This window comes from Marinomonas sp. NPDC078689 (genome assembly GCF_044542435.1).
In the GTDB taxonomy this organism is placed as follows: Bacteria; Pseudomonadota; Gammaproteobacteria; order Pseudomonadales; family Marinomonadaceae; genus Marinomonas; species Marinomonas arenicola.
Map to the genome: position 1 here is coordinate 1 of NZ_JBITUJ010000004.1, position 23,200 is coordinate 23,200.

At 44.5% G+C, this 23,200-nt stretch carries 22 protein-coding genes; 8 read left to right on the top strand and 14 right to left on the bottom strand.

Annotation, left to right across the window (positions count from 1 at the left end):
- Both ACIGBN_RS08420 and ACIGBN_RS08425 read right to left on the bottom strand, forming a co-directional pair.
- A partial coding sequence (locus ACIGBN_RS08420) for a retention module-containing protein (protein ID WP_396664817.1) occupies window positions 1-2,516 on the bottom strand: 2,516 nt, incomplete at its 3' end.
- 139 nt (window positions 2,517-2,655) lie between these two features.
- Window positions 2,656-3,423, bottom strand: a complete 768-nt coding sequence (locus ACIGBN_RS08425; RefSeq protein WP_396664819.1) for an undecaprenyl-diphosphate phosphatase — start codon at window positions 3,421-3,423, stop codon at window positions 2,656-2,658.
- A gap of 461 nt (window positions 3,424-3,884) precedes the next feature.
- On the opposite strand from ACIGBN_RS08425, the gene ACIGBN_RS08430 reads away from it, so the two are divergent.
- Both ACIGBN_RS08430 and ACIGBN_RS08435 read left to right on the top strand, forming a co-directional pair.
- Window positions 3,885-5,375, top strand: a complete 1,491-nt coding sequence (locus ACIGBN_RS08430) for a SulP family inorganic anion transporter (protein ID WP_396664821.1) — start codon at window positions 3,885-3,887, stop codon at window positions 5,373-5,375.
- Window positions 5,376-5,394: 19 nt separating this feature from the next.
- Window positions 5,395-6,243, top strand: a complete 849-nt coding sequence (locus ACIGBN_RS08435) for a universal stress protein (protein ID WP_396664823.1) — start codon at window positions 5,395-5,397, stop codon at window positions 6,241-6,243.
- A gap of 101 nt (window positions 6,244-6,344) precedes the next feature.
- On the opposite strand, the gene ACIGBN_RS08440 is transcribed toward ACIGBN_RS08435, so the two are convergent.
- From ACIGBN_RS08440 to ACIGBN_RS08455, 4 genes are all read right to left on the bottom strand, one after another.
- On the bottom strand, window positions 6,345-6,809 hold the full coding sequence (locus ACIGBN_RS08440) for an NfeD family protein (protein WP_396664825.1): 465 nt from the start codon (window positions 6,807-6,809) through the stop codon (window positions 6,345-6,347).
- Window positions 6,810-6,811: 2 nt separating this feature from the next.
- The gene (locus ACIGBN_RS08445) at window positions 6,812-7,750 is read right to left on the bottom strand and encodes an SPFH domain-containing protein (protein WP_396664827.1); all 939 of its coding nucleotides are present in this window, start codon (window positions 7,748-7,750) and stop codon (window positions 6,812-6,814) included.
- 135 nt (window positions 7,751-7,885) lie between these two features.
- On the bottom strand, window positions 7,886-8,926 hold the full coding sequence (locus tag ACIGBN_RS08450) for a threonine aldolase family protein (RefSeq protein WP_396664829.1): 1,041 nt from the start codon (window positions 8,924-8,926) through the stop codon (window positions 7,886-7,888).
- Window positions 8,927-9,017: 91 nt separating this feature from the next.
- On the bottom strand, window positions 9,018-10,163 hold the full coding sequence (locus ACIGBN_RS08455; RefSeq protein ID WP_396664831.1) for a peptidase C39 family protein: 1,146 nt from the start codon (window positions 10,161-10,163) through the stop codon (window positions 9,018-9,020).
- Between the two features lie 261 nt (window positions 10,164-10,424).
- Here ACIGBN_RS08455 and ACIGBN_RS08460 point away from each other — a divergent pair, with 261 nt between their 5' ends.
- A complete protein-coding gene (locus ACIGBN_RS08460; RefSeq protein ID WP_396664833.1) occupies window positions 10,425-11,900 on the top strand; it encodes a RimK family protein in 1,476 nt (491 codons plus the stop codon).
- Window positions 11,901-12,058: 158 nt separating this feature from the next.
- Window positions 12,059-12,934, top strand: coding sequence for a mechanosensitive ion channel family protein (locus ACIGBN_RS08465; protein ID WP_396664834.1), 876 nt, complete (start codon window positions 12,059-12,061; stop codon window positions 12,932-12,934).
- A 29-nt stretch (window positions 12,935-12,963) separates the two neighbouring features.
- On the opposite strand, the gene ACIGBN_RS08470 is transcribed toward ACIGBN_RS08465, so the two are convergent.
- From ACIGBN_RS08470 to ACIGBN_RS08485, 4 genes are all read right to left on the bottom strand, one after another.
- The gene (locus tag ACIGBN_RS08470; protein ID WP_396664836.1) at window positions 12,964-13,758 is read right to left on the bottom strand and encodes a pyrroline-5-carboxylate reductase; all 795 of its coding nucleotides are present in this window, start codon (window positions 13,756-13,758) and stop codon (window positions 12,964-12,966) included.
- Between the two features lie 176 nt (window positions 13,759-13,934).
- Window positions 13,935-14,378, bottom strand: coding sequence for a GNAT family N-acetyltransferase (locus ACIGBN_RS08475; RefSeq protein WP_396664838.1), 444 nt, complete (start codon window positions 14,376-14,378; stop codon window positions 13,935-13,937).
- Window positions 14,379-14,490: 112 nt separating this feature from the next.
- A complete protein-coding gene (locus ACIGBN_RS08480; RefSeq protein WP_396664840.1) occupies window positions 14,491-15,132 on the bottom strand; it encodes a LysE family translocator in 642 nt (213 codons plus the stop codon).
- A 159-nt stretch (window positions 15,133-15,291) separates the two neighbouring features.
- The gene (locus tag ACIGBN_RS08485; RefSeq protein WP_396664841.1) at window positions 15,292-15,522 is read right to left on the bottom strand and encodes a hypothetical protein; all 231 of its coding nucleotides are present in this window, start codon (window positions 15,520-15,522) and stop codon (window positions 15,292-15,294) included.
- Window positions 15,523-15,564: 42 nt separating this feature from the next.
- Between ACIGBN_RS08485 and ACIGBN_RS08490 the strand changes: the two genes are divergently transcribed.
- From ACIGBN_RS08490 to ACIGBN_RS08505, 4 genes are all read left to right on the top strand, one after another.
- Window positions 15,565-16,524, top strand: a complete 960-nt coding sequence (locus ACIGBN_RS08490) for an ABC transporter substrate-binding protein (RefSeq protein WP_396664843.1) — start codon at window positions 15,565-15,567, stop codon at window positions 16,522-16,524.
- A gap of 12 nt (window positions 16,525-16,536) precedes the next feature.
- Window positions 16,537-17,439 carry an ABC transporter permease gene (locus ACIGBN_RS08495; RefSeq protein WP_133001273.1) on the top strand — a complete coding sequence of 301 codons (903 nt, stop codon included), beginning with the start codon at window positions 16,537-16,539 and terminating at the stop codon, window positions 17,437-17,439.
- A complete protein-coding gene (locus tag ACIGBN_RS08500; protein WP_396664845.1) occupies window positions 17,436-18,239 on the top strand; it encodes an ABC transporter ATP-binding protein in 804 nt (267 codons plus the stop codon). The genes ACIGBN_RS08495 and ACIGBN_RS08500 overlap by 4 nt, the downstream gene beginning before the upstream one ends.
- Before the next feature lie 500 nt (window positions 18,240-18,739).
- Window positions 18,740-19,192 carry a hypothetical protein gene (locus tag ACIGBN_RS08505; protein ID WP_396664847.1) on the top strand — a complete coding sequence of 151 codons (453 nt, stop codon included), beginning with the start codon at window positions 18,740-18,742 and terminating at the stop codon, window positions 19,190-19,192.
- 422 nt (window positions 19,193-19,614) lie between these two features.
- Here the strand turns inward: ACIGBN_RS08505 and ACIGBN_RS08510 are convergent, their stop codons facing one another.
- The 4 genes from ACIGBN_RS08510 to ACIGBN_RS08525 all read right to left on the bottom strand — a co-directional run bounded on the left by ACIGBN_RS08510 (window position 19,615) and on the right by ACIGBN_RS08525 (window position 23,137).
- A complete protein-coding gene (locus ACIGBN_RS08510) occupies window positions 19,615-19,959 on the bottom strand; it encodes a hypothetical protein (RefSeq protein ID WP_396664849.1) in 345 nt (114 codons plus the stop codon).
- Between the two features lie 147 nt (window positions 19,960-20,106).
- On the bottom strand, window positions 20,107-21,084 hold the full coding sequence (locus tag ACIGBN_RS08515; RefSeq protein WP_396664851.1) for a hypothetical protein: 978 nt from the start codon (window positions 21,082-21,084) through the stop codon (window positions 20,107-20,109).
- 81 nt (window positions 21,085-21,165) lie between these two features.
- Window positions 21,166-22,248 (bottom strand): hypothetical protein, encoded by a 1,083-nt coding sequence (locus ACIGBN_RS08520; RefSeq protein ID WP_396664853.1) that lies wholly within the window; start codon window positions 22,246-22,248, stop codon window positions 21,166-21,168.
- A gap of 148 nt (window positions 22,249-22,396) precedes the next feature.
- Window positions 22,397-23,137, bottom strand: coding sequence for a hypothetical protein (locus tag ACIGBN_RS08525; protein ID WP_396664854.1), 741 nt, complete (start codon window positions 23,135-23,137; stop codon window positions 22,397-22,399).
- Window positions 23,138-23,200 lie beyond the last annotated feature (63 nt).

The following is a 23,200-nucleotide window of genomic DNA, read 5'->3' on the forward strand; positions in this document are numbered from 1 at the left end:
CTAACAGAGTCCGCTTCGTCTGCGTTGGTCACTGCATCGCTTTCGGCCACCGCCACGCTGAAGTTGTTGTCGGTGTCGGCACTGGTGTCTAAATCTAGGGTATTGGTAGTAGTAGAAGTATTGCCCGCATCGTCAGTAACTGTGGCGGTTACTGTAATATTGCCGTCGATCAAAGTAGAAAGATCGGCGTCTGCAACAGACCAAGTACCGTCATCATTTTGAGTCGCTTCAACGACCACGTCTTCAGTGCCGTCATCGCCATCACTGAACGTAACCGTAACCGTTTCTGCATCACTGTCGACGCCATCTAAAGTGACGCTTACAGATCCCGCCTCAGCTGCACTAACAATCGTATCAGAATCAGCGACGCTGACAGACAACGCAGTGTCATCAGAATCAGCGCTAGTGTCTAAATCTAGGGTGTCGGTAGTAGTAGAAGTATTGCCCGCATCGTCGGTAACGGTGGCAGTTACTGAAATATTGCCGTCGTTTAAAGTTGAAAGATCGACGTCTGCAACAGACCAGGTGCCGTCGTCATTTTGCGTTGCGTTAGCCACGACATCGGCAGTGCTGTCGTCGCCATCACTGAAGGTCACAGCCACAGTTTCTGCGTCTGCGTCCACGCCACTCAAGGTCACGCTCACCGTGCCTGCTTCGTCTGCGTTGGTTACTGCATCACTTTCGGCCACAGCCACGTTGAAGTTATTGTCGGTGTCCGCACTGGTGTCTAATTCTAAACTGCTTGTTTCTGTAACAGTATTGCCGGCATCGTCTGTCGCTGTTGCACTAATACTAATGCTACCGTCATTTAAGCTGCTCAGGTCTGCATCAACAGTCCACACGCCATCGACAAGAACAGCTTCCGCAACAACATCTGGTGTACTAGTGTCCCCATCGCTAAACGTAACACTAATGGATTCAATATCATCATCTACACCAGCTAGCGTGAGATTGACTGAACCCACTTCGTCAGCATTCGCAATTTCATCTGACTCGGTAACAACCACTTCAAAATTATTATCTGTGTCAGCGCTTGTATCTAAATCTAAGCTATTTGTTGCGACAGCTGTATTACCTGCCTCATCCGTAACAGTCGCCGTAACAGTGATAGTGCCATCTGTTAAACCACTGATATCTGTATCTGCAACAACCCACTCATCGTCTACTAAAGTAGCTACACCATTAACACTATTAGTACCATCACTGAAAATAACCGTTACAGTATCAGCATCTCGATCAATGCCATCTAATGTCACAGTTACGTCCGTAGCTTCTTCAAGGTTTGTGACTAAATCTGAGTCTGCAATTGAAACAGAGAAGTCGCCAAAGAGGTCAGCCGTGGTATCTACCTCATAATGCGAATCCGATGTCACAAGAAGCGTATTGCCAGCGTCATCTGTAAATGTAACGGAAGCTTCGATATTCCTATCTGGATCATCAATAAGGTCCTGCCCATCTACATCAATACTAAATGTACGATTGGTTATTTCACCTGTGTACTCTTTACCGTTGATAGTAAGCGTAACCACATCGCCATCTTGAGCATCGCCGGTCACAATACCGCTAATAGCGATTGTTGTTTCACCCTCTGCGGCAGAAACAATGTCATCCTCAGTAACATCTGAAACAGAAATGCTACCTGTAATCGTCTGATCTAGAGTCAGCGCTGTTTGGGATTGAGCCGTATTTCCAGTACTGTCAGTCACAGTGGTCGTCACTGACACTGTGCCATCATTGAGAGAACTAATATCGGTATCAGGTACCGTCCAGTTTCCAGCACCGTCTTGTACTGCATTTGTTGTAATTGAAGAAGAACCATCACTAAAAACAACGCTAATTTGAGCCGCATCATTATCAACGCCACTCAATGTCACAGAAACACTACTGGCTTCGCTGGCATTTGTTGTCTGATCGGATGCAGAGACAGAAACCGTCAAGTTGTTATCGATGTCCGCTGTATTGTCTGCCGTGCGACTTGAGCTCGAGGAAGTTTGCGTGGTAGACGAAAGTGTCGAGAAAGAATTATTAGTATCATAGCCATAACTTGGCAATGAACTATCAAGACCGGTATTAAAACCAAAGTTTGGCAATGACCCGTCTTGGTTCCTAGCAACATCAACATCCACACGCTGCTGCTGGCTGACTATTTCTTCACCTGCCGCTGGCGCATCCTGAATTAAGGTAGGATCGGCGCCGTCAGCAATCGCTTGTTGTAATGCTTCAGTGTCGGTACTGGAATCTTGAGCCAAGCCATCAACATCATCTGGTGAATAGACTTCATCATTGATAACCACAACCGAGTCACCACCAATCACTACCTCTGAACCGTCGATGAACTTGATAGTCGCACTGCCGCCAGTACCCGTTTCTACGGTTTCGCCATAAAAGATAGGGTCACCTACCTGAACAACGCGCTCATTCCCATCAATGGATTTAACAACTACTGACCCAGTAACCTGAGTGATAGTTCCGATTGGAGACCCTAGTGTTGCAAAAGATGTTTGGCTGTCGCTCATTGTTAGATTCCCTAAACAAGTCGAATAAAATTTCAATTACTTGCAGCTTAGCCAAGAACAAAAAAGGCCGCTACTGTACCTTGGTACTATAGCGGCCTATAACAACGTTTTACTGACAAATAGATACGTTTCGTTACACTCAGATAGTGAAGAAAAGCAGCCCTATTCCAAACACAATACGATACCAACCAAACGACACAAACGTGAATCGTTGCAGAAACACCATAAACAGCTTCATCACAATAAAGGCACTAATAAAAGCCGTGACAAAACCAACCAGCAGTACGGTCAGGTTCTCCCCACTAAACACCTTATAATTAGAGATCAAATCCAAGCCAGACGCCGCCACCATGACAGGTAACGCCAACAAAAACGAAAACTCCGCACTGGCCTTGCGACTTAAACCGACCAGAAGTGCTCCGACAATCGTTGACCCTGCCCGACTTGTTCCAGGAATCAATGCAAACACTTGCGCTACGCCAATCAAAAAGGCTTGTTTAAAAGTAATGTCATCCAACTCTTCCACCAGCGGCGCCTTGTTTTTAATCACTTTCTCGGTAATTAAAAACACCACACCGCCGACAATAAACATGATCGCCACCACAGGAACTGAAAAAATAGACTTAATCTGCTCATGAAATAGCAGACCCACAATGCCCACAGGAATAAAAGACAGCGCCACCTTGAGCCACAAGACCGTATGCTTGAACGTGAACCTTTCTCGATAGTTCGCCACCACTGCCAAAATGGCCGCCAGCTGGATAATGACTTCATAGGCTTTATTAGTATCTGTTTGTTCCAATCCCAACCATTGACTAACGACAATCAAATGCCCCGTGGACGAAATAGGTAAAAACTCCGTTATTCCCTCAACCACGCCTAAAATAAGACTCTGTACAACATCCATAAACTGCTACTTACTACTTAAAAACGTTAAAAAAAAAGACAATATAAAAAAACAACCGCCGAACTATAAATAAATTTTCATAAAAGAAAAATGAAAAAGTCACCGCACCCAAATAAATTCAGCCGATCCAAAGCCCTTCTTTACGATTCTTACGTTTTCTTTTATGAACCCCCTTCTACAAGCCCCCACTTTGGTTGTCATATTTAGACTAAAACTTTATAATTCCGCTACTTTTTAACTTTCGCTGTAAATACGGCGTGGCGCAACACACGCAGATTGTGTCGCTTAAAGTACCTTCCTATCGCATGCAACCAAATGGTAAGCATGCAAACGTCATAGCCTTATGACGATACATACCCAACCATGCTTTATTAACGTTAAAGACAGTAAGTTTAAAACTGGGCATTAGCCTAGAAAAACGAAGCATGGCACGTAAAAAATAGCGATATAAAAGGTAACAAATGATCGATTCAATTAAACGAGACTGGTTCTCAAACATAAAAGGCGACACCCTTTCAGGAACGGTTGTGGCCCTTGCTCTTATTCCTGAAGCCATTGCCTTCTCCATTATTGCAGGTGTTGATCCTAAAGTAGGCCTTTACGCCTCTTTCTGTATTGCTGTCGTCATCTCTATTTTTGGCGGACGCCCTGCGATGATCTCTGCAGCAACCGGCGCCATGGCATTGGTGATGATGGATCTGATTAAAGATCACGGCCTACAATACATGTTGGCCGCCACCATCTTAGCCGGACTATTTCAGATAATATCGGGGTACTTAAAACTCGGTAACTTGATGCGTTTTGTTTCAAAATCCGTCGTCACGGGCTTTGTTAACGCGCTAGCCATTTTGATTTTCATGGCCCAACTGCCAGAACTGACCAATGTGACTTGGGTCGTTTATGCCATGACCGCCGTAGGGTTAGGAATCATCTACCTCTTCCCATATGTACCGGTACTGGGTAAAAATCTCCCGTCACCGTTGGTTTGCATTGTGGTTTTGACCATCTTCTCCATGATGAACGGCCTCAATATTCACACCGTCAGTGACATGGGGGAATTACCCGATTCCCTACCTGTGTTCTTGCTTCCTGATATCCCATTAAACCTAGATACATTCTTGATCATCTTGCCTTACTCCCTAAGCTTAGCGGTTGTCGGTCTGCTTGAATCAATGATGACCGCGACAATCGTCGACGAACTCACTGACACTACCAGCGACAAAAACCGTGAGTGTAAAGGCCAGGGGGTTGCAAACATCTTCACCGGTTTCATTGGTGGCATGGCTGGTTGCGGTATGATTGGACAAACCGTCATTAACGTAAAATCTGGTGGTCGTGGTCGACTCTCTACCTTTATCGCCGGTTTCTTCTTGTTAATCATGGTGGTGTTCTTAGGCGAGTGGATTGGTCAAATACCAATGGCAGCCTTGGTTGCCGTGATGATCATGGTATCGATCGGAACCTTCTCATGGGATTCCATTATTAACCTTAAGAAACACCCGCTTTCAACAAACATCGTCATGATAGTGACAGTGGCCGTTGTTGTGGCGACAGATAACTTATCGATTGGTGTTTTGGTTGGCGTACTATTGGCTTCTCTTTTCTTCGCTAATAAAGTCGGACGTTTTATGTCCATCTCCAGCAGCAAGGACGAAAACAGCGCACACCGCACTTACAAAGTCGTCGGCCAAGTGTTCTTTGCCTCTTCAGATCAATTCAATCAAGCATTCGACTTCAAAGAAGCCCTTGAGAAAGTTACTATCGACTTATCTGCTGCGCACTTCTGGGACATTACTGCTGTCTCTGCACTCGACACGGCGGTCATCAAATTCCGCCGCGAAGGAGCCCAAGTAGACGTTGTCGGCATGAACGAAGCCAGCGCGACCGTGGTGGATAAATTCGGCGTTCATAACAAACCCGAAGAAGCCGATAAATTGCTAAGTGGCCATTAAGGCAAATAGGAGAACAATAATGACAAACGTAATTGCGTGTATCGATGACTCCTTTTTATCTGAGTACGTGACAAAAGCCTCTGTCTGGGCCGCCATTAAAATGGATGCCCCATTGACGCTACTGCACTCTCTTGAAAAAGCGCCCATTACCAGCAACAACGACCTATCCGGCTCTATTGGCTTCGGCAGTCGAGAATACTTGCTAAGCGAACTAACAGAGTTGGATGAAAAACGTGCCAAATTGGCGCTTGAGCAAGGTAAAGCCATCCTGAGTGACGCTCAAAAGCACGCTCAAGAAGCCGGCACCAAAGACACCGCTCTATTGCAACGTCATGGGGACCTTGTTGAAACCCTGACAGACCTTGAAGAAAGCACTCGCTTGGTCGTACTCGGTCGCTGTGGTGGCAACAACATGAACGCCAACACCATTGGCTCTCATATTGAACGTGCTGCCAGAGCACTGCATCGTCCGATCTTGATCACCGTTGGGGAATTTAAAGCACCAACCAATTTCATGATCGCCTACGATGGTCGAGAAACATCCGACAACGCTATTGCGCGCATTATCAAAAGCCCATTACTAAAAGGCCTAACCTGCCACCTAGTCATGGCTGGAGAAAACACCGAAGCAAGACGCTGTAAATTTGAAAATGCCAAAGCATTGCTAGAAAAAGAAGGTTTTGATGTTACCGCGTCTTTGATCGCTGGGGATATTTACCCAGTACTAACAGACTACCGCCAAGCGAATGACATCGAGCTGATGGTTATGGGCGCCTACGCCCATTCAAAAGTAAAACGCTTCTTCGTCGGCAGCAACACCTCTAAAATGATTATCGAAAGCAACATTCCGCTCTTGATTCTTCGTTAAGTAAAAACTCGCTAAGCAAAAAAAGACACAAAAAAGGGCTTCCATCGGAAGCCCTTTTTTTTGCCGTTTACCCTATCGTTGCGGATTCAAACTAATAACCATCATTGACTCAAATTGACCGCTTTAATATGAAACGCACCGACTTCTGCTTCAATCACCTCAACCCGTGTACCCGCCTCAATGGCCTCGTCACTAATCAATGTCCAATTCACACCAGAATAATGATAAGACGGAGACACAGCAGGCGACACAAAGTCTTTTAAAACAAACTGATGCCCCACCAAATCCCCCTGCGCTTTTTTCGGACTCACGCTTGATTGCATGCGCTTCAAAGGGCGCCACAACACAATGGCAAAAACAATGGTCAGAATACCGGTACTAAACAGCGCGCCTAAACCACTGTCAGGCAAAATACTCACATAGAGTAACGCCCCAGTGACCATCGCCGCCAAGCCAACAAAAAACAGCACAAAAGTAGAAAAGCCCAACACGGCCACTTCAATGACCAATAGAATCAAGCCAATGATCAATAAGCTTTCAGCCAGATTATTGGTAAAGAAATCCATGACTAGCTCCCTTTCGTCATTTTCTGGATAATCGTCATGGCTTGTGCGACAACGGCAGACGCTTCAGTCGAGCCGTCTGGCAACAACACAACAGACGATTCTTTCGCAATCGCGCGCTTCGCTTCAATGGCTTTCGTTGCCAAATCTAGCTGAATGGCTTTTTGCCCTTCTTCTGTCGCAGCGGCTTCACCCACTTGACGCAAGGCTTCAGCCTGAGCCGATGCAACAGCCACTATCGCTTTTGCCTCACCTTCTGCGCGTAATACCTGCTCTTCTTTATCCGCTTCAGCAGCAAGCACCACAGACGCTTTTTTACCCTCTGCACGGTTAATCGCGGCTTGGCGGTCCCCTTCGGATTCCAAAATTTGCGCACGTTTAACACGCTCAGCCTTCATTTGCGCTTCCATGGCTTCCATCACAGACTGTGGCGGCACTATGTCTTTAATTTCGTAACGCAGCACCTGAATACCCCAAGGGCCCGCTGCGTCGTTGATCGAGGCGACAATATTGGTATTGAGCACATCACGCTCTTCGAAGGTTTTGTCCAGCTCCATTTTACCCAGCTCAGAACGCATCGTTGTTTGCGCCAATTGAGTCACCGCAAACACGTAGTTATCTACACCATAAGTGGCTTTATAAGCATCAAGCACACGAAAATACAAAACACCGCCTACGTGCAAAGAGATATTGTCTTTGGTAATCGCGCTTTGCTCAGGCACATCAACGGCCTGCTCTTTTAACGAACGATCTGCTGAAATTCGGTCAATAAAGGGGAGGATGAAGTTTAAACCCGCTTCTTTTGTTGATTGGTATTTACCAAAACGCTCAATCACATACGCCTGATTCTGAGGCACAAATTTAATGGAGTTTTTCAACAAGACAACCGCAAGCACCAGTACGAGCACCTGCACGTTCAATACATAATGGAGTAACTCTTCCATAGTCATAGATCCTTTATCAATCTGAATAAGCCATCACTGTGCCTCACCCAAAAAAGCGAGGCACAGAGAATACGATATGATCACCGCACTCACAGTAGGCACTTTCCATTGCCAAAAGTCATTACTAAAATGCAACTACACAGAGTCAGCAAAACGCCTTGCACTTGCGACAAAGGCATCGATCCCCTCTGCGGGTGTTCTAAACGATGTCACCAAGCGAACAACCCCCTCTTCCCAGCGACCACCATAAAAAGCAAAACCCTCTGCTTGTAAATGCTCTGCCATGCCAGCGGGCAAGGTGCAAAACAACATATTCGCTTGCGCCGGCGTATTAATCACCACCCCAGGCACAGATTTTAACCCTTCTTGCAACAAGGCCATCATGGCATTGGCATGAGTCGCATTTTTACGCCACAAATCGTCCGTTAAATACGCCACCATCTGCGACGACAACAAACGCATTTTTGAATGCAAATGCCCACCACGCTTACGGCGAAAACCCAACTCTTTGGACAAGGCTTTATTAAAAACAACAATCGCTTCCGACGCCATGGTGCCGTTTTTAGTCGCACCGAAAGAGACGATATCAATACCCGCTTTCCACGTCATTTCAGCGGGCGAGCAACCCAATGCCAGCAACGCATTGGCAAAGCGCGCGCCATCCATATGCACAGGAATCGCCGCAGCTTTCGCCACATTCGTAATCTCACGGATTTCTTCCAAAGAATACACACTGCCCACTTCTGTGACTTGCGAGATACTCACTGCAGAAGGTTGGCAAGAATGCACATCGCCCACTTTTTGATTAACAATTTTCTTCAGCAAGACAGGATCTATCTTAGCATCAGCACCCTCGATACCCACGAAGCGAGCACCGCCGGTATAAAACTCTGGTGCGGTACTTTCATCATTCATCAAATGACTTTCTGTGTGGCACAACACGCTGCCCCAAGGCGGCGTCATCGCACTCACACTCAACACATTGGCTGCGGTACCTGTCGACACCAAAAAGACATCCAGTTCACATTCAAACAACTCAGACAACATGGCCGTCACTTGTGCCGTCGACTCGTCATTACCATACGGCATGGCATCGCCTTTGGATGCTTCCATCATGGCGTGCAAAACAGACTCAGAAGCCCCGGCAATATTGTCACTGGTTAACGCGATCTTCATCGAACCACTCCTCAATTAATTCGTTTAATATCAACAAACAATATCATGTCAGCCGATGAGAATGTGGTTTATTATGCTCTTAACATTGCACTTAACTCTTACCCCTTTTACTCAACACCACGGTGGCTTGTAGGCGCCTCTGCCCAAAACGCGACATTTTTTCGAACACATCCCGTGCGATCGGTAAATACTGGCAATCGAGCGGGCTTTGGGTGTCGTCATTCTCTTCAAAGTCTGGGTCATGAACCAAAATACAATGTTCGTCATAACCTGACATCACCACCCAATGGGGGGCTTTTTTACCGTCCATCCGAAAGGTGCTGATCAAAATCAACGCCAACGAGCCCGAGTCAAACGCCTCGATCAACTGCTCTAACGGTATGGTGTGATAATTCACTGCGATATTCGCCGCCACGCATTGCTTAACAAAACCTTGATGCACTCGGGTAATCACGTCTTTTTTCAGTTCATCACGCACACTGTCTACAAACAGAGGCCCTTCTTCACTGAGCCATAACTGTGCCGATAACCCACGCTTTTGCGCCGCCAATGCCAACCCCATCGGATGACAACCACCGTGCCCTGAAGTCATAAAAATGGTCGTCGCTTCGCGCCAAATTTCCAGCTCATCGTCTGGCGTTGCTTGGTACTCTTTCTGTAGCGCAGACAACACCATTTGCAACGACGCAGGACCGCAAGTAAATGGTGTTCCTTGTGCTAGCCAAGGCACTGGATGTGACGATTGCTCGATCCCGTGATAACGCAAGGTTTTTTGCATCCGAATGGCGTCCGTTTGATCCTCATAATAGGCGTCGTAATGACCGAAATCCCGATAGCCCATTTTATGATACAGCGCGATCGCGGTGAGATTCACATCGCTCACTTCTAAACGCAACAAGGCCTTACCTCGCTTAATGGCTTTTTTCTCACACGCCACAAGCAAGGCTTTACCCACCCCTAAACCGCGCGCGGCAGGTGACACGGCTAACGAGTACAAACGCGCCAATCGAGTGCCCTGACGCAAATGCAACAAAGCATACCCCAATAACCCTTGCTCACTCACCGCCACCAACAAAACAGAACCCCCACTGGTAATGGCACGACGAAAGCTACGGCGGCTCAAGCGATCGCCAGTAAAGGCTTGCGCTTCTAACGCCAACAATGCGTTTAAATCGTCGATATGAGCCGAACGAACATCAAGCAACAACCCAGAAATTGGAACACTATTAACAGTCATTTAAGCGCCTCAGAAAAGGGCAAACAGTGGGGTGAATCGCACAGTTAATCGGAACAGATCGCCGAATAATTGACGAGGGTATTTTTCGCGCATTCTAGGGCGAAATCCACTCAAAAGATAGTACAAATACTGGTCAAAAAAACATTTTATATTTTCGTTTTAAACTATTGTACAAACACCAAAACAGGCGCACTATTCGCAAAAATTCATCGTGTGAAAAACACTCACTTACTGCTCTTCATAGAAGGAAAAGCAAAGCCAATGTCACAGACGTACATTGTTGTTGATCAGGCCAAAGATTGGTCCGCGTTTTTACCCAGTGATCGTGTGATCACCTTTACTCAATACCTAAACTTGGCCACCAAAAGCCAAGGGCGCACCCGCATCATCAACCTTTGTAAAAGCAGCAAATACCTGTCTGACGGGTATTACTGTTCGCTGTTGGCAGAAAGTCGCGGCCATCACGTTATGCCGTCGGTACGCGTGTTAAACGACCTAAGCAAAAAAGACCTATACGAGCTGGAAATTTCCCACTGGCTGCCTTTGCTTGCCAAAAAACTGGCGACGCCAGAAGCCCCAATGGAGTTAAAATTCCACTGTGTGTTTGGCAAAACGATTTTGCCAGAAATGAAAGAATTTGCTCGCAAGTTGTTCGAGAGCTTCCCAAGCCCGGTGCTTGAAGTCACCTTGAAATACCGCAAAGAATGGCAAGTGACCGCCTTACAAGCCACTTCCCAGCGCCAGCTGAACGACGCAGAAGAAACCTTATTCGCAGAATCACTAGAAGCCTTCAGTAACAAGGTATGGAGCAAGGGTCGCATCCAGCGCGCGGCGAAATTCGACATGGCTATTTTGGTTAACCCAGAAGAAGCCATGCCGCCTAGCGACGATCAAGCGATTAAGAAGTTTATCCAAGCCGGTAAACAGCTTGGTATTCACGTGGATACCATCGGCCCAAAAGACATCTTGCGCCTGCCAGAATACGACGGCTTGTTTATTCGTGAAACCACCAACATAGACCACCACACCTACCGCTTCGCGAAAAAAGCCGAAGGCTTAGGCTTGGTCGTGATGGACGACCCACAATCCATCATGCGCTGTACCAATAAGGTGTACTTAGCGGACCTGTTCAACACCCACAAAGTACCTTGCCCAAAAACACGCATCGTGCACAAGGGTGAGAAAAGCGTCGAAGATGCCTTAGAAGCAGCCATTAGCTACCCAATGGTCGTGAAAATCCCAGACGGGGCCTTTTCTAAAGGCGTTATTAAAGCCGAGAATCGCGCGGCACTGACTGAAAGCTTAAACACCTTGTTTAAAAAATCGTCTTTGCTCTTGGTGCAAGAGTATTTGTACACTGAATTCGACTGGCGTATTGGAGTGCTAAACAACAAACCGATTTTTGCTTGTCGTTACTACATGGTGAAAGACCACTGGCAGATCTACCAGCACAGTGACAGCGCCAGCGAAAGCGGTGGCTTCGACACACTCCCCACGTTTGAAGTACCGCGCCGAGTGTTGCAAGCCGCCATCGCCGCCACCAAACCCATTGGCGACGGTTTATATGGCGTAGACGTAAAAGAAATCAACGGTCGCGGTTACGTCATTGAAGTGAATGATAACCCGAGCATAGACCGAGGTGTCGAAGACAAATACCTAGGGGACGAACTCTACATGCACATCATGTCTGAGTTTTTACGTCGTATGCAAATGAAGCGTGGCGACACAGCGAACTGATCAGCCATTCAACCTCCCCTTCCCTTCGTGGGAAGGGGTCGGATGGGGGTTGGTCACTTGTCTCTGTCAATTTGTAAAACACATTTCCTGCACATTTATAAGGCACCCATCATAAAAATAGTATTTAATATCTTTATTGTTATTCGGGAGCCACACCTTTGCTAGACCTAGACCATATCGACAGCGCATTAAACTACATCCTCTTTTCTGTCTCAGGACAAGCCGTCACTGTCGGCGGTTTACTATTGATCCCAACGCTTGCCTTTATTGGCTTCTGGGTCACAAAATACCTCGTTCGACTGCTCACTTCAAAGCTGACGAACCGACACACAGACCCAAACATCATCCACCTTATTCAGCGTTTGTTGTATGTCATCGCCATTTGCATCATCACGATCACCGCGCTCGAGATCATTAATATTCCGGTGACTGCCTTTGCCTTTTTATCCGGTGCTATCGCTATTGGCGTTGGCTTTGGCGCACAGAACATCATCAATAACTTCATCAGTGGCTGGATTTTGATGTGGGAAAAGCCCATCCGAATCGGTGACTTTTTAGAAGTGGAAAACGCCAAAGGCGTAGTGGAAGAAATCAACACCCGCTCGACGCGATTCCGACGTGTAGATGGCGTGCACATGTTGATTCCCAACAGCAAGCTCCTAGAAAACACCATAGTGAACTGGACACTCGTCGACAAATTAATGAGAACCTCAGTGAGAATCGGCGTTGCTTATGGTTCACCAGCAAAGAAAGTCGCTGAACTCATGCGACAAGCCGCCGAAGAACAAGAAGGTGTGCTCACCGACCCCAAAGTGCAAGTCATCTTTGAAGACTTTGGCGACAACGCCCTCATCTTCGATGTGAACTTTTGGATACAATCCAACGTGGAAGGCGGCTTGCGCATGGCCAAAAGCAACATACGCTTTCGCCTCGATGAGCTCTTCGCCGACCATGGCATCGTCATCGCCTACCCACAAAGAGACATACACATCGACGGCAGCTTGACGCTAGTTAGAAACAAGGCGCTAGACTAACCCATTTTAAAGAAGCCAGATGCCTTTGATTATTTGGGCTCTTCAGGGTTTGGCGCCGAATTGGCCAAAATACGCGCCTTAATACTCTCTAGAGCACAAATCAAGGCCTCAGGGCCGCCCTGCTGCTTAAACACGCTGACCGCTTGTTCATTTAACCCTCCTGGCGTGCTGTGTGCTGCCACTTGGTCGCGAAAAGAGGTCTCATTTTGTTTTAGAGCCGTTTGATTAAGTCCATGCAACAAGGCGGAAAAATACAACTGGGAATGACTCTCTGGCACACCTTCTTTAATGATCCATTCAGACAGCGTCGAGACAGTCTCAAAATAGAGTCCCATAGTCGCACTGGCGATACCATAACGATCAAACTCAACTTGCGATGTCGCCGCCACGACTGTGCCAAGCAGAGTAAAAAGCGTTTTCGCCGCCGCTTGATCAGGGTAAATGGCCGTAATACCAAGCTGGTCGGCCACGAAAGGCAAGGGAATCGCTCGACAAATAGACACTTCAGTACCAAACCAAGATCTCAATGTCTCGTGTGTTAGAGTGGCGATTAGGCTAATGACTTGTTTCTCTGGAGGAATAGTAAGCCCAGCCAATACCGCTTCAGCCACTTGCGGACGCACCGCCAACACCACCACATCTGAGGCGTCAATAATGGCTTGATTATCATCAACCACCTCTACATTAGAAAACTCATTCGCAAGACACTCAGACAGTGACGCACTACGACGAGACAACAGAAAACTCATCTCTGTATCACTTTTCATGAGACCACGAACAATGGCATCAGAGATGACACCCGTGCCGATAAATCCAATTTTCATACCTTTCTCTTCCTTATGATGTTTGCTTCATGAGCGCTATTATCGTCTTCGGTGGCTGTATGTCTGTCGGCGTTAGCCTTAGCAGAGACTTGAAGAGCTGGCGGCTTAAGCTAGCTCGCGAAAATCAACTTACCGTAATACTTTTCTTATCAGAAACATTTACCAGAACAAGGCAACTATTCGACACAAGCGAGGCTTTTAACGTAGACCTGAGAAGTTTTAGAATGGCTAAAGCCGATCAAAGGATAAAAGATATGGGACTCTTTTCGTAATGCATTGGATCTGACCACAAGACGCTCTAAATTTTGCTCTTGCGCCCAATGTTGCGCTGCATTCACCAGCGCTTGTGCAATGCCCTTACGACGAAACCTTGCGCCAACAACAAGACCTGTGATTTCTGCACTAAACCCAGATTCAAGACAAAGACGCTTTTCTACCACTATCCAAGCACAAACCTTTGGTCCTGACACTGCCACAAACACAGCATATGAAGCGGAGCTAAGCAACGCCTCTAACCAGCGTTTGGTGTCATCAATGCTCACCTCATACCCCAGCTCAGAGGTAAGTTGATTCATCTCCGTTGAAAACGCCATGTTTGCTTTTACTAGGTCAAACTGCATAACACCTCCATCTCAAATTTGCTGACTGCCCGTTTAGTATATTGCGCTCAATATCGAATTGAGCCATTAATACTGAAAGCGAATTAATGGCAAAACCACCTTACTTTTTCGATTAATCCGAGATTTTCATAAGCGCTAATTTTGCGCCAAAGCCAATAAATATCACGCCAGTGACTGAGTTTAATGCGCTTTTAAAACGCGCACTATTCGCCATGCTTTTAACTCGCGACAACATAAGCACCATAAGAGAAAACCAAATTAAATTAACCATAGAGTGCGCCGTCACCAAAGCATACGCAGTTAATGGACTGTCGTTTACAGAAAGGAATTGTGGGAAGGCGGCTAAGTAAAACATAGAGACTTTAGGATTAAGCACATTGGTGAAAAAGCCTTCTACAAAAGCACCTCGGGTTGATACCGCTTTTTTCACTGTCTGAGGCGCTTTTACAGCCTCAAGAGAGGGAGCTTTAAACACGGCCATCAAAGATTTTATACCAATCCAGATAAGATACGCAGCGCCACACAGTTTAAAAAGGAAGAAAGCCTCAGCCGATTGAACCAACAACAAAGAAATACCAAAAATAGACAGAGTCCCATGCACATAAAAAGCCGCAACAAATCCCCACACGTTTAAAAAACCGGCCTTTTTCCCATACAAGGGCACCGTCTTAGCAATAAGAAAACCATTGGGACCAGGAGACACAACCAATAAAGCGGCAACGGCCATGAAGGTAAAGAGATTATGAACGTCCATATTGAATGTCTCCTGAGTGGGTGTTAATTGCAAAGGCTGAGAGAAGGAACTCAAATGCCCCCTTCTCGTTTAATAAAAGGTACAACGAACACATTGATCAGCACAATGGTGATTAAATGGATCTGTCTAATGATGCTGACTTACGTTCTAAGAGCGATTTCAGAGAACGATGGTTAATCTGCCCTCGCTTTCATCAGCAACGCCAATCGTTAAACAAGCAAAATCTGGGGGGAGCTTTTGCTTTATAAATAGAGGGATTTCGACCTTATAAGCTTGTTTTTGCTCTTTATTTTGCCTAATTCTCACTATCCAAGTGCTGATCGACCAACACGCTGATGATTCATCTAGTTTTTGGCCTCTATGCTGTGATATTTTTACAGAATAATTCATCGAAAGTATCATTCTGTACATATTCACGACAAAGGATTTACTATGAAATTCAGTTCCATTTTTAAAAGTGCGATTGTGGCCAGCGCAATTGCAGGCGGCGTTGCGCAAGCTGACCCGGTTTACGTGGCAACGACGGCCATTGTTGAGCACCCTGCTCTTGATGCAGTTCGTGATGGTATCAAAGCAACCCTAAATGAAAATGGTTACAAGGGCGACAACCTGAAATTCACTTACGAAAGTGCTCAGGGAAAACCCGACATTGCCGCACAGATCGCTCGTAAGATGGTCGGAGACCAGCCAGACGTCATCGTGGCTATCGCTACCCCTTCAGCACAAGCAGCAGTGACAGTAAGCGACTCCATTCCCGTTGTCTTTTCTGCCGTTACTGACCCAGTTGGGGCACGATTAGTACCGAGTCTGAAAAAACCAGGTGGCAATGTGACCGGTTTATCCGACATGGCGAACATCAAGGAGCATTTGTCATTAATCAAAGAGTTTTTGCCGAATTTAAAAACAGTGGGTATTCCCTACAACCCAGGTGAGTCGAACTCTGTTTCTATGTTAGCGCAAGTGAAAAAAGTCGCCGCTGAAATGGGGATTAAAATCATTGAGGCACCAGCGCCTAGAACATCCGACGTTATGATTGCCGCCAAGCAACTGGTTGGCAAGGTGGATGCGATTTATACCCCTATCGATAACACCATCATCAGTGCCGTAGAATCCGTTGTTAAAGTCGGTATTGACGCACAAATCCCAGTGTTTGCTGGTGATACTGATACGGTTGCGCGTGGTGCTGTTGCTGCAGTTGGCTACGATTACTTTGACCTTGGACGCCAAACAGGTGACATCGTTGTACGCATTCTTAAGGGTGAAAAAGCCGGTGACATTGATGTGAAAATGGCCAAAGGAACCAACTTGTATGTGAACCCAAAAATGGCCAAACGCATGGGCATCACGGTTCCTGACTCTGTACTCGCTCGAGCGACTAAGATAATCGAATAATAAGGATCTACCTTGTCACTTTACGCTTTTTTAGGAACACTAGAGATAGGCTTCATTTATGGCTTGGTTGCCATGGGTGTCTACCTTACCTTCCGAATATTAGACTTTCCTGACTTAACCGTAGACGGCAGCTTCACCCTTGGTGCGGCTGTTACTGCTACCTTGATCGTGCTGGGTTACAACCCATATCTGGCGACTTTGCTCGGTACGTTAGCCGCTGCTTGCGCGGGTATTGTCACCGCCTGGCTGAATTTGCGCTTTAATATATTGCATCTGTTAGCCAGTATTTTAACCATGACCGCCCTTTATACCATCAACCTTCGGGTGATGGGCAAACCCAATGTTGCCCTGATTATGGAACCGACTATGTTGACGCCTTTTGAGGCGCTTGGCATTCCGGCGATGTACATGAAGGTGATTTTTGTGGCCTTCTGTGCCGTGATTGGTGGGTTACTGGTTGCTTGGTTCTTAAACACACAATACGGTCTTGCTATGCGTGCGGTTGGCTCCAACAAACGCATGGCGCAAGCGAACGGCATTGTAGTGAACGAGAAAGTCTACGTGGGTTTGGCATTGTCAAATGGCCTCGTTGGTTTAGCGGGTGCCTTGTTTGCCCAGACGAACGGGTTTGCTGATTCCACCATGGGTATCGGTACGATTGTCGTTGGCTTGGCCGCGGTCATTATTGGTGAGTCACTGTTCTCAACGCGCTCTATTCTCGTCATTGTGATGAGCTGTATTATCGGCTCCCTCTTGTATCGAGTTGCCGTTTCTATGGCGCTCAATGCAGATTTCCTTGGTTTCCAAGCGTCTGACCTCAACTTGCTGACCGCTGTTCTAGTGGCATTGGCGCTGGTGTTTCCCAAGTTACGTCGTGAATGGAAGACCAAGAAAGCGAAGGGAGAAAGAGTATGATTCGCTGCGAAAATCTACACGTTACCTTTAATCACGGCCTACCAACCGAAAAACTCGCCCTTCGTGGCGTGGATTTAAGCATCCCAAGTGGTGAGTTTGTGACCGTGATCGGTTCCAATGGTGCAGGTAAATCAACCTTACTTAACACCATTGCCGGTGACATCGAATCGCCCCGTGGAAAGATCTTATTTTCTGATCGAGATGTCACAAAACTTCCAGCCACTGGACGCACTAAAGACATCGCACGCGTGTTTCAAGACCCTCTGGCGGGTACTTGTGGCAACTTGACGGTAGAAGAGAACATGGCACTCGCTTATGGGCGAGGCAAAAGAAGCAACCTCTCGTTTGCTTTAAATGACAATCTGCGAAAGATTTTCAAGGAACAGTTAAGCCGTCTTAATCTTGGTCTTGAAGACCGCCTTGGCGCCGAAATGGGGTTACTCTCAGGCGGACAAAGGCAGTCAGTGAGCTTGCTGATGTCGGCGTTACAACCTAGCAGTATTCTCTTGCTGGATGAGCACACAGCGGCGCTTGACCCAAAAACGGCGGCGCTCATTATGGATATCTCGTCGCAAATCATTGAAGAGAAACAGCTTACCGTGATGATGGTGACACACTCCATGCGTCAAGCGTTGGATCATGGCTCTAGAACCATCATGCTCCACGAAGGAAAAATCATTTTTGATTTATCAGGCGATAACCGAGCAGACTATGACGTGAAAGACCTTCTGCAATTGTTTGCTCAAGCCCGCAATGACGGCGAAGAGTTAGACGACGATAAGTTGTTGCTAGGAGAATAGAACCCGCTTCTTATTCTCTTTAAAAGAAATAAGTCACACAAGCCCCCACTTAATGATATCGATTCACTAAATGGGGGCTTTTTTATGTTTTTTTTAAACACAAACGCGACCTTCTTCTAAGGCAGAAAAAGGACAGAGCTAACAGGACAAGCACAGTTAAAACCAAGAAAAAACAAAGGTTTCTGTTTTATTGGGTTATATGCATGGTTGTCTTGGATGGTGTGGGATCATGGAGCGAATGAGTAGAGTAAAGAGAAACATACAAATTTTGGTGATGCTTAGTCATCGCAGCAATATTGAACAGGCAGAAAAGCACAAAAGGTTTGTATGAATGGCTGCCATCGAAGAACAGACATCAGTATAAAGCTAGTTTTCAAAGGAGGTTGGTTAAGTCTGCTATTGATAGACTGGCTTATTTTTCTTATTCTAAGTGATATGACAATCAGTAATTTCTATTTTAAATCATTTACGTTTATAAGGTTTTTATGCTTATAAGAATAATGTTTTCACTCGTATTATCTTTTACTTTAGCTAGCGCTAATGCCAGTTGCAAATTGCCACCAAGGCTATTAAAGGATTTAATTGTAGAAGATATTTTGGCATTTGTTGCAGGAAAAAGCTCAGGAGCTAAAAGTTTTTTAGAAAAAGAAGGATATGAAAGTTACGATGATTTTTCCTACATGAATGACTCTTATAGCGAGGCAATTGTTAGTCTAATCGAACAAAGCAAAATTTTTGGAGCATCATATTATAATTTAATTAAGGGGGAATCTAATATTAATAAAAAAGCAGTTAAAAAGGCTGCCATGAAAATTCTTACTGAGTGTGACAAAACGGAAGTAAAAGATTTTTTACCGAGAGAGATGATGAAAGCATTAAAGGGAAAGAATTTCTTGATTGAATCTGAGTTAATGGAAATTAGTGTAAGATTGAAATATAAATATCAACACTAACAGGACAGGCACAGTTAAAAACAAGAAAAAAGACTTGGCACCTACCCTACTAATTTCTTCTTCCTTAAAAGAAAGGGAGATATAGGTGTATAAGGAATCAGAAGTTATAAAGGGAAAACAATTAAGTTACTGCGTTATTGGATTATATGCATGCTTGTCTTGGATGCTGCTCTGTGAACATAACGAGGCTCTAGAATTACTCCAACAGCCAGATTTAATTAAAAACCGAGCCTCTGAGCTCAACCCTAAGCACTTTTAACGTACTAGGTAATGCATCTCGACCCCATAAAAAAGGCTATTTTTTCGAAATGAAGAGTAACTCTATAGCCTTAACGCCGCGCTCTGCGCGGCTAAAATTTTAGGGTAAAATTTGTTAAGGAACGAAGCATAGCTCGCTATTTTTTTCCGATTTTAAGTTCTTGTTAGCATTGTTGCAATTCGGTAAATTCGTTATATAACTTTAATGAATGTTCGTAAAGACTCTTAGAGTCCGGCGAGTACATTTCTTTATTAATGAGTAATTTAGTCGCATCTTCGCCTACAATTCCAGAACACCTTACAACCCTAATACAAGTTGACCATAATGACTCAGCGCACCTAGATAATTTAATATCTTCTAAATTTTGATTATAGATATCACGCGACTCAAGATACATTTGTACAAGTTTGTCTTTTTCAATCCCCGACTTCTCTGGAAACATAACTCCAGCTAAGTGTCGATCTAGTAGCTTAATAGCCTCTATTTCATAGTCGTTATCTTCGAGCATATAGGGGAACTCCTTCGTTTGAAAACTATAATGCTAACGCTGTTTTAAGTTGAAATTTAAGAAATAATTGGGGGCAGAGTAAAATTAAGCATCCTCTTCTATTCTTACTAGATTTTTTGGCTACCTTCTGTCTGTAGCGTACCCCTTTTATTTAATTTTACTTTGACCCAAATTATCCTTGTTAGGTTCATTTTGCTCGGGATATTGAACACTTACTTTAATGATTGAAATGTATGGCAAAGTGTCGAAAATAATTAGATCATCATTCAAGCCATAGCTTTCTGCATTGATTTGAACGTCTTTCGAAAAACGGTTATGTATACTGAAGGAGCAAATATCTGAAGAATAATGGCGTTTTTGTCTGTCATATCCTTTCATTTCGACGCCTTTGTATCTGTTCTCTAGATCTAACACCATTCTTGACCAATCGCATATATCGGGTGCAATAATTTCTTTTCCAAGGCCAGTGCCACTGTAAATTTCCAAGATTGCTTCCGTTAAACTTTGCCCAACAACCATCTCATTGGATGTTTCTCTTTTCGGCCAAGTGATATGAAAAGGCGACCAATTAAAAATAATATCGAGGTGCCAGAAACGATTCTTTGGCATTAACAAAAATCGAGCACAATCTGAAAGACCTTCTTTTACGCTCGAATCTAATAAATAATTTCCAATTATTCTGGAAGTCTTACTCACACCAACCTTTAAAGTTAGCTCTTCTCTTCTATCAAGCTTCTCAAATAATGCTCGCTCTTTTCTTGTAGAATTACCACCATCAATCTTTCTGGGGTGAACAGTGTTCTTTCCTTGTAGCAATATACCTTTTCTACAAATTCTGTCTCCCTTATGATTTAACTCTTCAACTATATAAAGTAAGTCTGCCAATTCACATTTGATTTCCTTAGCTCTAGCTTTTGCAGTCGCCTGAGGCGTCCCATCAATCCAGATAGAATTTACTTGTACAGAGCATGGCCGATGATTAAGCCTGTTGAATTCAATTACTCTTTCGGCGAGTAAATTCAAATAGTCTCTCTGATGTAGATGGCGTAAGGCCCAACGTTCTAAAGAGCGACCTTTCTTCAGTCTTTTAATCCAAAACCAATACTGCCAATCTGAATATTGCACATACTCTCCAGTGAACCTAACGCCCGTGTAATAGTCTGATTTGTAGCGCCAGTGGAAAACCGGTCCTAATTGACGCGTTTATTACATGTTTTGATTAGTAGCAACAACAGCTAATCGATCAAATATTATTTTTTGATAAAGCCCTTCTGAAAACGCTATTGAATTAGATGCGGTTGCTTCACCTTGAACGTCCTCAACGAATAACTTGCATTGAACACTTTGCCCCCAGTAAGTATTTATAAGTTTTCTATCTTCCTCTGGAAGCTGAGAAATATCAGAGGACGAAAAGGTACCAACTACTGTAGAGTTAGGTGCTATCTCAGACTTTGATTCAAAATCACTTAGAGTCAGTTTTAAATCTATGTAGTTTTCTTTGCCGATATATACTCGAAATAAGGCTGGTCTTTTAACTGATGTGTTTAAACGACCTGAATTAATTAGAGTAACTGAGATCTCAAAATATGATTTATTCTCAATCAAGTCTTCCTTTATCTGATGTACTTTTCGCTCTATTTCAGGAATCGATGACTGAAGCTCATCATACTTCTCTTTGACATTCGAAAGCTTATCTTCAAAATGGCTTTTAAATTCAGCTAAGGTAGCTGAAACATCTTCGGCATTGAAGTCAATTTCTGGACGTAGCGGCCTGTTGAGTTTGTTACACTCATGTTTTGAAAATGTCTCTGGAGTGAAAGCATTGACTTTTTCAAGATCTGATTTTCTATCTGCAATTTTCTCAGGGAAGTCTTTAAGCTCTTGTTTAGCACGTTGCAACAACTCTTCTAGTTCATCGAGTGTTACAGACCTATCTTGCGGAGCTCGTTTAGGTTCGCCTCCCATTAAAATAAACCTGGGGCTGTCCTCTTCTTTCATTTTACGTAGATATGAAAGCTCGGAGTGTTCGTCTAACGAAACTTTAGCTTTATCTGAGACCTTTCGACTTATGCCATTCACTTCAAGGGCCAACTTTGATCTTTGAATGACATACGTTTGCCATATTGGTACAAGCAACGCGATTGATGCACCGATTACTGCAGCTAATAAACTAGAGTAATCATCCACACTTTTAAGTAGATAGAAAGATACCATACCAAGCAGTAATCCAATCACCAGCGCAAAAGATAGCTGGATGCTACTGACTGTCCCTTTGTCTTGTTTTACCATATTTATTACTCATAGTTTAATTGAACATGTAACGCCGCCATAAGCGGTGAGTAATAGTTGGCTAAAATGTGTAGCGAAGCGGAACTGAGCCAACTGTTACGAATCCGACTTGATGGCCTTGTTAGCCTTGTTAGCCTTGTTAGCCTTGTTAGCCTTTATGATGCATCTTTATAAGGTGTTTCATAAAAGAAGATGTCATTTCAAAAATGAACTCCACTTCTTCCTCAATAACCGCATCATTATGTTTTACAAAGGCATTTTGATATTTTGTGTAATAATCAACGAGCGTTCTAAACATATTTGAGAAGTGTTTAGAACCACCACTTGAACTAATAAATTGACCAATAGCTGGGATTTGATTTTCTATAGATTTACCATTTCCAAATAAATTTTTAAGTAATAGTTCTAGTGAAAGGCGTAAGTCATCAACTAAGTTTCGTTCAAAAACACCGTTGTTAAATTTTGTAAGAGCACTCAAATAAACAGCTTCGCTGTCGGGAAAATCGGTGATGAATGATTTAACTTCTTCAACCAAAGGTTGATTGAGGGTGGTATCAGTAATTGTACCAAATATAGATGCGTATCTTGCTATTAGCTGAATTTTTAAGTTATTAACTTCATCATTTACTGGCTGAGATAGTTTTGGGTGTTCACACAATTCACGAATGATTTTATATTGCTGCTCAGGGGCAAATCGGCGTAAGTTATCTAACAGCGCCGATCGTTTATTAGGCGATTCAAATGGGTAAGAACTATGTGGAATGTCTATACCATAGTCATAAGCATAGTCAGTGAATGCTTTAACAATGTTAGAACCAGAAAGTCCATTTGATGTATCACCAAGTACATCAGATGCTTTACTTAAAAATGTATTTGGAATTTGATCCACTGAACTCTCCTGAAGGCTAACATTTTATTCGTGCGTATACGCGTTTACACATTTTAAAAACTT

Coding starts and splice junctions, on each gene's coding strand:
- ACIGBN_RS08425 (WP_396664819.1), bottom strand. CDS start 3,423: ATGGATGTTGTACAGAGTCTTATTTTAGGCGTGGTTGAGGGAATAACG.
- ACIGBN_RS08485 (WP_396664841.1), bottom strand. CDS start 15,522: ATGAATTATTCTGTAAAAATATCACAGCATAGAGGCCAAAAACTAGAT.
- ACIGBN_RS08455 (WP_396664831.1), bottom strand. CDS start 10,163: ATGACTGTTAATAGTGTTCCAATTTCTGGGTTGTTGCTTGATGTTCGT.
- ACIGBN_RS08520 (WP_396664853.1), bottom strand. CDS start 22,248: ATGGTAAAACAAGACAAAGGGACAGTCAGTAGCATCCAGCTATCTTTT.
- ACIGBN_RS08505 (WP_396664847.1), top strand. CDS start 18,740: ATGTTTTCACTCGTATTATCTTTTACTTTAGCTAGCGCTAATGCCAGT.
- ACIGBN_RS08460 (WP_396664833.1), top strand. CDS start 10,425: ATGTCACAGACGTACATTGTTGTTGATCAGGCCAAAGATTGGTCCGCG.
- ACIGBN_RS08500 (WP_396664845.1), top strand. CDS start 17,436: ATGATTCGCTGCGAAAATCTACACGTTACCTTTAATCACGGCCTACCA.
- ACIGBN_RS08480 (WP_396664840.1), bottom strand. CDS start 15,132: ATGGACGTTCATAATCTCTTTACCTTCATGGCCGTTGCCGCTTTATTG.
- ACIGBN_RS08445 (WP_396664827.1), bottom strand. CDS start 7,750: ATGGAAGAGTTACTCCATTATGTATTGAACGTGCAGGTGCTCGTACTG.
- ACIGBN_RS08510 (WP_396664849.1), bottom strand. CDS start 19,959: ATGCTCGAAGATAACGACTATGAAATAGAGGCTATTAAGCTACTAGAT.
- ACIGBN_RS08450 (WP_396664829.1), bottom strand. CDS start 8,926: ATGAAGATCGCGTTAACCAGTGACAATATTGCCGGGGCTTCTGAGTCT.
- ACIGBN_RS08430 (WP_396664821.1), top strand. CDS start 3,885: ATGATCGATTCAATTAAACGAGACTGGTTCTCAAACATAAAAGGCGAC.
- ACIGBN_RS08475 (WP_396664838.1), bottom strand. CDS start 14,378: ATGCAGTTTGACCTAGTAAAAGCAAACATGGCGTTTTCAACGGAGATG.
- ACIGBN_RS08435 (WP_396664823.1), top strand. CDS start 5,395: ATGACAAACGTAATTGCGTGTATCGATGACTCCTTTTTATCTGAGTAC.
- ACIGBN_RS08440 (WP_396664825.1), bottom strand. CDS start 6,809: ATGGATTTCTTTACCAATAATCTGGCTGAAAGCTTATTGATCATTGGC.
- ACIGBN_RS08490 (WP_396664843.1), top strand. CDS start 15,565: ATGAAATTCAGTTCCATTTTTAAAAGTGCGATTGTGGCCAGCGCAATT.
- ACIGBN_RS08470 (WP_396664836.1), bottom strand. CDS start 13,758: ATGAAAATTGGATTTATCGGCACGGGTGTCATCTCTGATGCCATTGTT.